At 70.6% G+C, this 12543-nt stretch carries 8 protein-coding genes; 3 read left to right on the top strand and 5 right to left on the bottom strand.

The genetic code is table 11. The annotated features are described in order from the left end of the window. Nucleotides 1–56: 56 nt before the first annotated feature. Nucleotides 57–494: a darcynin family protein gene (locus tag ABZX96_RS17510; protein WP_355545019.1), complete on the bottom strand. Its 438-nt coding sequence runs from the start codon at nt 492–494 to the stop codon at nt 57–59. A gap of 149 nt (nt 495–643) precedes the next feature. On the opposite strand from ABZX96_RS17510, the gene ABZX96_RS17505 reads away from it, so the two are divergent. Further along, nucleotides 644–1588, top strand: coding sequence for a LysR substrate-binding domain-containing protein (locus tag ABZX96_RS17505; protein ID WP_355545016.1), 945 nt, complete (start codon nt 644–646; stop codon nt 1586–1588). Nucleotides 1589–1749: 161 nt separating this feature from the next. Here ABZX96_RS17505 and hemA read toward each other — a convergent pair whose 3' ends face one another. Further along, complete coding sequence (gene hemA / locus ABZX96_RS17500; protein ID WP_355545013.1) at nt 1750–2946, bottom strand: 5-aminolevulinate synthase; 1197 nt, start codon at nt 2944–2946, stop codon at nt 1750–1752. Between the two features lie 306 nt (nt 2947–3252). Between hemA and ABZX96_RS17495 the strand changes: the two genes are divergently transcribed. After that, nucleotides 3253–5064 (top strand): long-chain fatty acid--CoA ligase, encoded by a 1812-nt coding sequence (locus tag ABZX96_RS17495; RefSeq protein WP_355545034.1) that lies wholly within the window; start codon nt 3253–3255, stop codon nt 5062–5064. Between the two features lie 213 nt (nt 5065–5277). On the opposite strand, the gene ABZX96_RS17490 is transcribed toward ABZX96_RS17495, so the two are convergent. Both ABZX96_RS17490 and ABZX96_RS17485 read right to left on the bottom strand, forming a co-directional pair. Then, nucleotides 5278–6813 (bottom strand): FAD-dependent oxidoreductase, encoded by a 1536-nt coding sequence (locus ABZX96_RS17490; protein ID WP_355545010.1) that lies wholly within the window; start codon nt 6811–6813, stop codon nt 5278–5280. Between the two features lie 761 nt (nt 6814–7574). Next, entirely contained in the window at nt 7575–8147 is a 573-nt protein-coding gene (locus ABZX96_RS17485) for a MerR family transcriptional regulator (protein WP_355545007.1), read from the bottom strand. Between the two features lie 125 nt (nt 8148–8272). Between ABZX96_RS17485 and ABZX96_RS17480 the strand changes: the two genes are divergently transcribed. Continuing rightward, nucleotides 8273–9925 (top strand): MFS transporter, encoded by a 1653-nt coding sequence (locus ABZX96_RS17480; RefSeq protein WP_355545004.1) that lies wholly within the window; start codon nt 8273–8275, stop codon nt 9923–9925. Nucleotides 9926–10093: 168 nt separating this feature from the next. Here ABZX96_RS17480 and ABZX96_RS17475 read toward each other — a convergent pair whose 3' ends face one another. Further along, nucleotides 10094–11935, bottom strand: coding sequence for a sigma-70 family RNA polymerase sigma factor (locus ABZX96_RS17475; RefSeq protein WP_355545001.1), 1842 nt, complete (start codon nt 11933–11935; stop codon nt 10094–10096). Nucleotides 11936–12543: the final 608 nt, after the last annotated feature.

Genomic DNA, 12543 nt, shown 5'->3' with positions numbered 1-12543 from the left:
CCCGGCCACTTGAGAGGGGCCGGAGGGCAGCGGCGTCGCGTACGCCGGGCGGTCGATCAGGTGGTGATGGTGGCCACGGGGTCGAACCCGTAGGTGCGGGCATACCCGTTCTCGGTGCCGACGAGAATGTCGACAATTTGGAAGTAGCGGTCCCAGAACGGTGTTTCCCGCAGCGCGTCGATGAGGAGCTGGTACGCGGTGTGGTCGTCGGCCTCCCAGACCCAGACGTCGGTGACGCGGGTGGAGTAGAACTCCGTGTCGTAGAAACGCGACCGGACACCGGTCGTCTTGGCCTCGACCACCGACATGACCTCGGTGGCGAGGGCGTTCACCCGCTCCTGAGGCGTCATGGCGAGCCATTCAGGCATGGTCTTGATGAGCATGAAAGCGGTGACCGGGGCCGCGGTTTCGTCAGTGGACGCGGTGTTCTTCGTGGACGCGGTTTCGTCAGCGGACGTGGTTTCGTCAGCGGACGTGGTGATTCCAGTGGACATGGCTGTGCCTCCGAAGTGGCAGGTAGGGGTGGTCGGCCGATACCCCGTGGGGGTCCCGAGCCGGTACGTCCCTCATCCTGCGGAGAGCGACAGTGTTGCCACAATGGGAATGTCAGCAACGAATCTTTGCCCGAAATGGAATTACGCTGGTGAACAGCCAAGACCCGGCGGCCATCGACGCCAACCTCGCGGTCGCGTTGGACGCTCTGCTCACGGAGCAGAGCGTCACCCGGGCCGCCGCCCGCCTGCACACCTCACCCGCTGCCATGAGCCGCACGCTCGCCCGCCTGCGCCGCATCCTCCAGGACCCCCTGCTGGTCAGGGCCGGGCAGACCATGGTCCCCACGCCCCGCGCCCAGGCCCTGCGCGACGAAGTCGCCACCGTGGTGCGCCGCCTGGGAGCGCTGCTCACCCCCGGCACCGGCACCGACCCCGCCACCTTGCGCACCACCTTCACCGTCCAGGCCGCCGACCTGGTGGGCGCGGCGCTGGCTCCCGGGCTCCTGCGGCTGGCCGGGGAGGAGGCGCCGGGGGTCTCGTTCCGGTTCCGGGCCGAGGAACTGGAGGCCGGACCGGCCCTGCGCGACGGCCGGATCGACCTGGAGATCGGCTCCATCGATCACGTCGACCCCGAGACCCAGGTCGAGGAACTGGTCACGCTCCGGATGATGGCGGCCGTCCGGCCCGGCCATCCCCTCACCGAGAAGGCCCTGACCCCGGAACGGCTCGCCGCCGCCGAACACGTTGTCGTCAGCCGCCGCGGCCGGTTCTCCGGCCCCCTGGACGCCGCGCTGGCCGAACGGAACCTCCACCGCCGGGTCACCACCGTGCTCCCCAGCCACCTGGCCGCGATGTCCCTCGCCGCCCGCAGCGACGTCGTCTCCCTCGTCCCCCTCGCGCCCCCCGGCACCGACTCGCCCTTCGCGGACGCCGCCGCCATCCTGGGCCTGCACCTCCTCGACATCCCCCTTCCCCTGCCGCCCGTCACCATCGGCATGGCCTGGCACCCGCGCCACGCCGCGGACGGGGCCCACCACTGGCTCCGCACGGCCGTCCGCCGGACCCTCCGGGCACCGGGCGCCTCTACCACCTGACGGGGACGCGTCGCCCCATCCCCGCGCCGCCCCGCGGTCCACTACTTGTTATGGGGCAGGCCAAGGAGCAGTGCGACCGGACGATCGGGCAGGCGTCACCACTGGAGATCCGCGCCGGTCACGCCCTGGCCGCCCGGCCCGCCGAGGTCAGCCCCAACGGCTTAGCCACGCGGCCCACCAAGATCGCTCCACACGGCATCCAGCGCGTCGACGAACCGGCGCACACCCGCGGCGTCGTGCACGGCGGACGGAGCGATGCGCAGGATCTCCTCGCCCTTGGGCACGCTGGGCGCATTGACGGCCTGGACGTAGACGCCGTGCCGTTCCAGGAGCAGGGCGGACATCGCCTTGCAGAGCCCGTCCTCGCCCACGAGCGCCGAGACGATGTGGGTCTGGTCCGACAGGAAGGGGATGTCCCGCTCGCGCAACAGCCCTTGCAGCAGTTGGGCGTTGGCCGCGAGCCGTATCCGTTCCGCCTCCGAGCCGCGCAGGTGGCGTACGGCCGCGAGCGCGCCGGCGGCCACCGCGGGCGGCAGCGCCGTGGTGAAGATGAAGGAACGGGCGAAGGCCCGGACCGCGTCCATGAGCACCGCGGGCCCGGCGACGTAGCCGCCGGTCATCCCGAAACCCTTGGCGAGCGTGCCCATGATCACCGTGAACGCCGAGGCCAGGCCCTCCCGCGCGGCGATTCCGGCGCCCTCGGGGCCGTACATGCCGACCGCGTGCACCTCGTCCAGGAACGTCACCGCACCATGCTGCTTGGCGACGTCGGCGAGCCGAGCGAGTGGCGCGATATCGCCCCGCATCGAATGCACGGATTCCGTGACGACGAGTTTCGGCCGGTCGGGATCCACACCGGACAGCAGTTCATCGAGGTGATCGCAGTCGTTGTGCCGGTAGATGAACTTCTCTGCGCCGCTATGCCGCAGGCCATCGATGATGGAGGCGTGGTTGAGCTGGTCGGAGAAGACCGCACAGTCGTCGATACGCCCGGCGAGCACGGAAAGCGCGCCCTCATTGGCGGAATAACCCGAGGTGAACAGTACCGCGTCCGCCTTTCCGTGCAGCGCGGCCAGCTCCTTCTCCAAAGCGACGTGATAATGGTTCGTCCCGCCTATGTTGCGGGATCCCCCGGACCCGGCACCGTATTCGTCGACGGCACGTTTCATCGCGTCCAGGACCGCGGGATGCTGGCCCATACCCAGGTAGTCGTTGCTGCACCAGACCGAGATCTCGCCATTGTCCAACGTGCCGGCCGCCGGGAAACGGCCCGCTATGCGACCGAGTGGGAGGAATTCCCTTTTCCGCTCGGTCGTTTCCTGTGCCAAACGTGCGAAGAAATCCATGTACTCGGACATGTCCGTCCCTCGCTTTCCGTGGCTTCTCATCCTGCGCGGCCAATCGTAGGATGGCAGGTGCGCCCTGCACAGGGCGCATTTTCTCGGCCGGTACGCAGGTGCTCGACCTCTGGAAGCGGAATGCCGATGACCGAATGTGAGCTTTTCTTGAAAAGCGGGGCCGCTGCTCGAAGCAGGGCCACTCGAACCGGCACGGCTCGAACCGGGTCTGCTCAAAGCCAGTCTCCTCAAACCGAGTCCGCTCAAACCGGGTCTGCTCAAACCGGGTCTGCTCAAAGGGAGGCCGTCCTATCGGCGGCGTCCGTACTGGCGGAATCCGCCGCACGCCGCCCCGGCCACACGGCGCTGATCGCCGGGCCCGAGCGCCTCACCTACGCCGCCCTGTGGAACGGCGCCCTGCGGTACGCGTCGGTGCTCCGGACGCGAGGCATCGGCCCCGGCGACCGAGTGGCCCTGCTGCTGGACAACACCCCGCATTTCCCGATGGCCTACTACGCCGCGCTCGCCCTCGGCGCCACGGTCGTGCCCGTGAACGTCCTGCTGAAGGCGGAGGAAATCGCCTACGTCCTCGGTCATTCGGGCGCCAAGATGCTGCTCTGCGGGCGGTCGTTGCTCGGCGAAGGGGAGCCGGCCGCGCACACGTCCGGAGCCACGCTGCTCATCGTCGGCGGCGAGGAGACCCGCGCGGACGGGCGGAGGGAAGTCCATTACGGGGACGGGGGCGGGGCCGAGGACGATGACGAGGCCGAGGACAAGGACGAGGACGAGGCTGAACCGACGGAAGGCGTGCGTGCGCCGTCGGAAGTGGTGGTGCCGGGAGGTGTTCGGGGTCCGTCGGAAGTGGTGGCGCCAGGAGGTGTTCACGGTTCGTCGGAAGTGGTGGCGCAGGAAGGCGTTCACGATCCGTCGGAAGAGCTGACGCCGGAAGACGTCCATGGCCCCTCGCTCGACGCGCTGGCGGCGCACGCGTGCCCCCTGGACGAGGCTCCGGTGCCCCGCGCGCCGGACGACACGGCGGTCATCCTCTACACGTCCGGCACCACGGGCCGCCCCAAGGGCGTCATGATCACGCACTGCAACCTGATCGCGAACATCGAGACGACGATGGTCTCGCCCTTCGACATGCGCCCCGACGACGTACTCCTGGGCTGCCTCCCCCTGTTCCACACCTTCGGCCAGATCTGCGGCATGGGCACGTGCTTCCGCGCCGGCGCCACCATGGTGCTCACCCGGCGGTTCACGGCCGAGGGCGCGCTGGAACTGATGCGGGCCGAACGCTGCACGGTCCTGATGGGCGTACCGACGATGTACGTCGCGCTGCTGGAAGCCGCCGCGCGGCAGCCGGACCGGCCCCGCCTGGACCGGCCCCGCCTGGACCGGCCCCGCCTGGACCGGGCGTACAGCGGCGGCTCGGCGCTGCCCGTCCGCGTCCTGGAGGAGTTCGAGGCGGCGTTCGGCTGCCCGATCTACGAGGGTTACGGCCTGACGGAGACCTCCCCCTGCGTCGCGTACAACCAGAAGGCGTGGCCGCGTCGGCCGGGCACGGTGGGCAAGCCCATCCGGGGCGTGCGGGCCGAGATCGCGCGCGCCGACGCCGAGCACCGCATCGAACTGCTGCCGCCGGGCGAGGTGGGCGAGATCGTGGTCCGCGGGCACAACGTCATGGCCGGCTACCTGGACGACCCCGAGGCCACCGCCGCCGCGATCGTCGACGGCTGGTTCCGCTCGGGCGATCTGGGGGTGAAGGACGCGGACGGGTACCTGTCCGTCGTCGACCGCAAGAAGGACATGATCATCCGCGGCGGTTACAACGTCTACCCGCGCGAGGTCGAGGAGACCCTCGTCCACCACCCCGCCGTCGCCCACGCCGCGGTGATCGGCCTCCCGGACGCCCGCCACGGCCAGGAGATCTGCGCCGTCATCGTCCCCCGCCCCCACATCGCGCGGCCGGACCCCGCCCTCGCCGAGGACATCGTGCGCTGGACGAAGCAGCGCATCGCCGCCTACAAGTACCCGCGCCGCGTCGAGTTCGTCGACAGCCTCCCGCTGGGCCCCAGCGGCAAGGTCCTCAAACGCGAACTGCTCGCCCGCTTCGGTGACGGGCGGCCTGGCCTGTGAGGTGGTGACGAGGGGATGGGAGGCAGCGGGGCGTCCGGATCAGCCCGGACCGGATCGGCTCGTGAGGCGGCGGTGCATCCGGATCGGCCCGGATCGGACCGGCCCGGCTCGCGAGGCGAGCGGGGCGCCCGGCCCGGCCCGCTGCGAGACGGGCCGAGCCGGACACGTCCTCAGTGGCGCCCGCCGTGGGACGGGCCGACCCCGACGACCTCCTCAGGAACGCACGCCCTGCACGCCCTGCACCCGCGTCGTCGCGTAGTACTCGCGGAGCATCTTGGCCAGGTCGGGCACCAACCGCGAGTGGAACAGCAGCTCCGGCGGCGGCGTGATCTCCGGGTCGATCTCCTCGGCCCAACTCAGCGTGGCGGGGCGCAGATCGTTCTCGATCCACCCGTGCCAGTCGACAGGAATCCTCCAGTTCTGTTCGTAACCGATCGCGATCGTGTGGTGCACGGCGCTGTCCACGATCTGCTTGCGGCTCCACGCCTGGAGCGGGGGCCGCACCGGCGCGAAGGGGTCCAACCCGGCGTGCGTCTCCTCGCCCAGCATCCGGGCCGCGATCTCCTGGGCCAGCAGCGGTGACAGGTGCAGACCGTCCCGGTAGGTCCCGGTCATGATCCACAGGCCGTCCATGCCGCCCTCGCCCAGCAGCGGGAAGCCGTCCACGGACACCGGCCGGTTCCCGACCTGCACCTTGGCCACCTGGCTGTCCCACAGGTTGCGCCGTACCTGGCGGTGGGCGCACTCCATCAGGAAGGCCAGGTCCCGCATGTCGGGGATGTCGCGCGGTTCCGGGGAGATGATGTTCGTCGCGCCGAGGTAGACCTCGCCCGCGCCCCTGGGCACGACGTGCAGGCCGCAGGCGAACGAGCGGTTCGGGGTCCGGATGACACTCCGCGGCGCGGTCCCGTCCTGCGTCCTGACGAGGACGGAGACCCCGTAACCGCTGACCAGCCGCGGGATGCGCGGCCCGACGGGCAGCGTGTCCAGCAGCCCTTGGGTGCGGGCGCCGGCGGCCAGCACCACCTGGTCGGCGCTGAGCCGTTCCCCCGTCTCCAGAGTGACGCCGGTGACCCGGTCGCCCGCGTACTCGACGGCGGTCGCGAAGTCGGTGACGAGCGTGCCCTTCGCCCTGACGAACGCCGTCTCCAGGCGGACCAGGAGAGCGGCCGGGTTCACCGCGTGCTCCCCGGGGATGTGGAACGCCTTCAGCGGACGGGCCAGCGGATCGCTGTCCACCCACTCCAGGTCGCCGGGATCGACGTCTTCGAACGGTTCCGAGTAGCGGACGAGTTCCCTGCGGATGGCGGCGTAGTTGGCGTCGTCGATCTCCGGGATGCCGACGGAGTTGAGCATGACGGTCGTGCCGTCGGCGGTCCGCACGTCCATGCCGGTCCGCGCGTCCGTGCCGGTCCGCGCGTCCGTGCCGGTGGGCGCGTCCTCCAGAGTGCCGGCGGTCTCGTCCTCCAACTCCGCCAGCCACTGGGGCCACATGCCGGTGGCCTGGATGCCGAGTTCGAGTTTGGTCCTGCCGTACTCACTGGCGACCAATGACGTGGTGATCTCGCCGAAGCAGCCGAGCATCGCCCCGGCGGCCGTCGAGCCCGCCCATGGGCGGTGCGGCTGCCCCAGCAGCCCGACCCGTCGGCCTCTTCGCGCCAGCACCCATGCGAGAGAGAGCCCCAAGGCTCCGTTTCCGACGACGAGAACATCGAAGTTCCGGCCCTCCGGGCCCTCATTGGCTTTCATCCGTTTCCCATCCTTCCGGGGCATTGCCGCGCGGCAATGCCCGCCACAGGTCGAAGGAAGATCGCATGCACCGGCGCCCCGATCCGAAAGCGCAGGAACGGAATGGATCGGACCGGACCGCCGTTGGCCGAGCCGCGTCGCGACTGTCTGTCTGTCTGTCTCTCTGCCTGTCCGTCGGCGACGGTGCCGCGCTTTCGGGTGTGGTTCGCCATTGTTTTCCGTGACATTCGGCCCGTCCGCCATTCTGGCAGCGAGCAGCGGAAAGCCGCTGACGTCAACTCGGGTCTGGCATGGAGAAGGCATGTCTGCCTGAAGCGCTGAACCTGTTCTGTGGGGAATGCCGGCGGCTGCCGAACCCCGTAGGCGAGCACGTTTCTCTGAGTTGGATGGGAGATTACATGGGGCACCGTTCATCGCCAATCAATGTTCCGAAAACAGCAACCAGAACGGTGGAAGCAGGGTGTGACCGGCAGGTTTGCGGTGGGGTGGGCTTGGCCGGACGTGCCTGGTAGGCAATCCTCCGCTTTCCGTCCGACGCCTTGTCAAACGCCTCGTCAGCATGCTTAGGTGTGGCCGTTCGGGCCGATGAGGCGCTCTCGCGGGGATTCCTGGATTGACGTCACCGTGGCGAGTGGAGCGGCGCGAAGAACGGGATGGAATTGATCTCCGGGGAGGTCGGGGAGTGGCTTTCGAGGTATCCCTGGGGGAATTGCGGATTCCTCTTGCCGCTTGCGCTCACTCGCTGCTCTGGCGACGGCGATCTATTCCCCTGATGCGGAAACCCTTTCAGCGGAGTTTCCGCCGGATCCGGTGATTCCGCCGGGCTCAGCGTTTTCGCTGGATCCGGTGATTCCGCCGGACTCAGCGTTTCCGCCGTGCTCAGCATTTCCGCCGGACTCGGTGATTCCACCGGGCCCGGCGAGTGCGTTGTCCACAGCCCGTTCCAATTCGGCGTGCAGGTGCGCGCATTCGCGCACGGGGTCGGGTTTCGGGCAGCTCAGCAGATATTCCAGAAGGCGTTGGGCGGACCGCAGGCCGTCGATCTTCCTCTCGATGGCATCGATGGAGGCGGTCAGCACCTCACGCCCCGAAGGATGGTTCGCCTCCGGCCGCTCGGCGATCAGGGCGGCGGTGTCGGCCAGGCTGACGAGGCCGTGGTGGTGGAGCCGCTGGATGAGCGCCAGTTGGCGCAGTTCCTCCTGGCCGTAGTGGCGCACGTTCCCGCGCCGTTCGGCGGCGGGGAGGAGGCGCAGCTCGTCGTAGTACCGCAGCGTGGACACCGGTATGCCGAAGCGGCGCGCGACCTGACTGATCGAGAAGCGGTCGTCTGACATGCCTCCATCCTCTCAACGGCTTGCGCTCAAGGGCACTTGAGCGTGCAGGTTGATGCCCGGCCACCCCACAGCCGAAGGCCGATTGCCCCGGCTATCCCACAGCCGAAGGCCGATTGCGAGGAACCTTGTCCCCGTTACCCACCCGAACCGGTACCGCCCCGATGGTCGCCCTGATCCTGGCCGTCCTGTCCTACTCCCTCGTCCAGACCATGCTCGTCCCCACGATCGGCGTCCTCCAGCGCGAACTGCACACCGACGCGACCGGCGTCTCGTGGGCGGTGGTCAGCGCCACCCTGCTCAGCAGCGCGGTGCTCACCCCGCTCCTCAGCCGCCTCGGCGACAGTCACGGCAAGCGGAGGATGCTGCTGATCACGCTCGTCGTCCACCTGCTCGGCACCCTCGGCGCCGCCACCGCGTGGAACGTCGCCTCGCTCATCGCCTTCCGCGCCGTCCAGGGGGTGAGCCTGGCACTGCTACCGCTCGCCCTCGGCCTCGTGCGGGAAGTGCTACCGCCCCGGCGGGTCGCCTCAGGACTCGGCCTGGTCTCGGGGCTGGTCGCCGGCGCGGCCGGCGCCGCCCTGCTCGGCGGCGGACTCATCGTCGACCACACGTCGTGGCGCTGGCTGTTCGTCGCGGGCGGCGTTCTGATCGCCGCCGCGATCGGGCTGGTGGTGCGCTACGTCCCGGAGAGCCCGCGCACCGCCGGCGAACCGCTGGACGCGCCGGGCGCCGTCCTCCTCGGGCTGGCGCTGATCTGTGTGCTGCTGGCGCTGACGGAGGGGCCGGGCTGGGGGTGGGGGTCGGGCGGCGTGCTCGGACTGTTCGCGGGCTGCGTGCTGCTGTCCGCGGTGTTCTTGTGGTGGGAACGGCGTGCCGCCCACCCGCTCATCGCACCCCGGCTCCTCCTGGCGCGCCCCCTCCTGGTCGCGCACGTGGGAGCGTTCCTCCTGGGAACGACGCAGTTCGTCTTCTACATCCTGCTTCCCAAGCTCGCCGAACTGCCCGTGGGACTCCCCGCGGCGGACGCCCGCCTGATCGACTACGGCTTCGGTCTCTCCGTCACCGTCGCCGGGCTCATCCTGCTGCCCGGCACGCTGTTCGGGCTGCCGGCGAGCATCGGCGCCGGACGGGTGGAGGCACGGTGGGGCCCGCGGGCGCCGCTCGCCCTGGGGCTGGGGATCAGCGCCGCCGGGGGCGCGCTGCTGACGCGGTTCCACGCCGATGCCGTGCAGGTCGCCGGCTGTTACGCCGTCATCGGGACCGGTTTCGGCTTCGCGATGGCGGCGCTGCCCAAGCTCGTCCACAACCTCACCACCCCGGACCAGGCCGCCACGGCGAACGGCATCAACACCGTCGCGCGGACGGTGGGCGGCGCGGTCGGCAGCCAGCTCGCCGCCGCGATCCTCGCCTCCCGGGCCATCGGGGACACCGCGCTCCCGGCCGCGTCCGGCTTCACCGCGGCGTTCTGGACCGCCACCGGTGTCGCGCTGGCCGGAGTCCTCCTCGTCGTCACCGGCCCGGGGCGGCGGACGGGGGGCGGTCGGCATCCCGACACCGGGACGGGGAATGGTCGGCATTCCGACGCCGGGACGGGGAACGGCCAGCATTCCGACGCCGGGACGGGGAACGGCCGATGCCTCGTTGCCCGGAGGCTGACGGACGAGCCGGTCACGGCGTCGTACGGGGAGGGGAAGACGGGCGGGGAGGGGAAGACGGGCGGGGAGGGGAAGACGGCTCGGAAGGAGAAGACGGCCGGGCTCTCCGACGGGGCTGGGTAACCGATCGGGCCGGGTCGGCCTATAGGACCGATCGGGCCGGGCCGACCTATAGGCGGGCCGGTGGGGCCTGGCCGCCTATAGGCCCGGCCGGTAGAGGCCGGACCGGTGGGGGCAGCGGATGAACATGCCGCTGCCCCCTAACGAAAACGCCCGCCCCTCACTCCCTCATCAGAACCGGGCCCCGAAGTTCTGCACCCACCAAGGGCCGCCGGAACCGTTGTGGATCCCTATCCCGACCTCCTTGAAGGAGCAGTTCAGGATGTTGGCACGGTGGCCGGGGCTGTTCATCCACGACTTCATCACCTCGGCGGGGCTCTGCTGCCCGCGCGCGATGTTCTCGCCGTACGTGCTCCACCGGTAGCCGGCGGCCGTGATGCGCTCGCCGGGCCCGGTGCCGTCCGGGTTGGTGTGGTCGAAGAAGCCGCGCGCCGCCATGTCGTCGGCGTGCCGTTGTGCGGCTGTCTGCAACTGGGCGTTGTTCCGCAGCGGGCCGCACCCGTTCGCCGCGCGCTCGGTGTTCAGTAGGGCGATCACTTGCCCGGCCGCCCCTGAGGACGCCGGGTTGGCGACGGCCCGGGGCGCCGAGGGACGAGAGGCACTGGGGGCCGCCGGAGCAGTCGGCGAGGCCGACGTGGGGCGGTGGGTGGGGGTGGCCGAGGTGGTGGGCTGGTCGGTCGGCCGGTCGCTGTGGGATGCGGACGCGGACGGGCTCGGCTTGGCGGTGGTGCTGTGACTGGGGCGCGGCGTCGCCGACGGGCTTCCGGAGGCCGTGCTGCCGCCCGTACGGGCGACGACGGCGCGGCTGTCCCCCGCCGCGTCCAATACCGTGCGGTCCTTGTCGCCCTTGCCGTCCTGCGACGCGTCGGGCACCAGCAGGAACGCCCCGACCGCGGTGACCACCGTCGTGACCCCCGCGATGACGACCGCCGCCCGCCGCTTGCCGCGCTGCCGCTCCCGGCGGCGCTGTCCCCGGCCCGTCTCGGCACCCCGTCCACGGGCGTGCTGCCCGGCCCCGGCCTTATGACCACCACGGACCGCGGCCCGCCCGCCCGTGGCTCGCCCGCCCGGGTTCCCGACCTGTACGACACCTTGGGCACCTTCGGCGCTGGCGCTTCCGGAGCCCCCGACGCCAGTGCCCCCGGAGCCCCCGGCCGTGCCGGTCCCGGCGAGCCCTTCGCCCGCCGCGTCACGACCGAACGCCGCCACGCTCTGGCTCCGGAGCACACCCGAGCCGACCGAAGCCGCCAGCGTCGCCGCCACCGGCACCAGGGCCAGCCCGGCGAGCAGCCCCTCGGCCGGCACCAGACCGCTCCAGAGCCCCGAGCAGACCGCGCATCCCCGGGCGTGCCGGGCGATCCGCTTGCGCCACAGCGCGGACGGTACGCCGTCCCACTGGGCGACCATTGGCGCCAGCTCCTGGCAGCGCGGCGTGGCCGACAGCGCCCGCACCACGACCCGGGCGGCCTCCAACTGCGCCTTCATCCGCTGCACCCGAACGGCCGTGTGCTGCGGAGACAGCTCCAGGGCTGCGGCCACCTCGGCCCGGGTGAGCACGCCCACCGCCTCCAGCCACCACAGCGACAGCAACGCGCGATCGTCCGCCTCCAGCCAGCGGGTGGCCTCGGCGACATCGCGGCGCTGCCCGGCCAGGCCCAGCCGCATGATGGTCAGGTCCACGAAGTCGGCACCCGGGTCGGCCACGCCGTGCGCGTCTTGCAACCTGCCGTCGACCGGGGCCGACTGGTGCGCGTTCCAGTGCCGTCGTATCTGGTTCATCGTGATCGCCACCAGCCACGACCGGAAGCTCTCCGGCTCCCGCAACCCGGGCAGCCCGTCGAGCACCCGGATCATGCTCTCCTGCACCACGTCGTCGACGTCCGCGTGGCCGTTCAGCGCCCGGCCCACGATGTTGTAGACCAGCGGCAGGTACTCGGCGATGAGTTCGTCCTGCGCCCGCTGGTCACCGTCTTGCGCCGCCACAACCAACGCGGCTCCGCGCTCACTGATCACGCCTGTCCACTCGCTTCCTCAGCCGGCGGTAGATCTTCTGACACTGGGGAGATCCTGCGGCCCGGGATGGATAACAGAAAATCGCCACACAAAAAATCGGATCACAGAAGATCCGCGCGTGGGGCGGGGACAGGAGCGGACGGGGGAGGGGAGGGAGGCGGATGGGGGTGCGCCGGGGGAGGGCCGGGGCCGGGCCGGGGACGGAATGGAGTGTGCGAGGCCGGGACGGGACAGGGTGCCGGGGCGAGACAGGGCGCTGGGACGGGATGCCGGGGCGGGCTTCGACTCGCGGGGCTCAGGGATTTTGGACGGGACCCTGACGCCCGCGTCTCAGGGTCTCCACCGCAACGGGGTGCTTCCGTCGCCGGGGGTCTTCTCGCCGGGTTTCCGTTACGGGACCGGGATCCCGGCCATCGCGTTCCCGACAATCCAGATTCTCAGCCACCGAGAATCCAGGCGTCCGTGCTCCGGGAAACCAAGCCTCCGCACTCGGGGATCTCGGCCTCTCTGCTCCGGGATGCATGGGGGATGACCCGGATGTGCCGACCACGCCGAAGCCGAGATGCTGGTGATCCAAGGCAGAGCTGCTGATACAGGGCAAAGCAACT

Source organism: Streptomyces sp. NPDC003077 (assembly GCF_040611095.1).
Taxonomy (GTDB): Bacteria; Actinomycetota; Actinomycetes; order Streptomycetales; family Streptomycetaceae; genus Streptomyces.
This window is presented reverse-complemented; position numbering and strand designations above follow the sequence as displayed.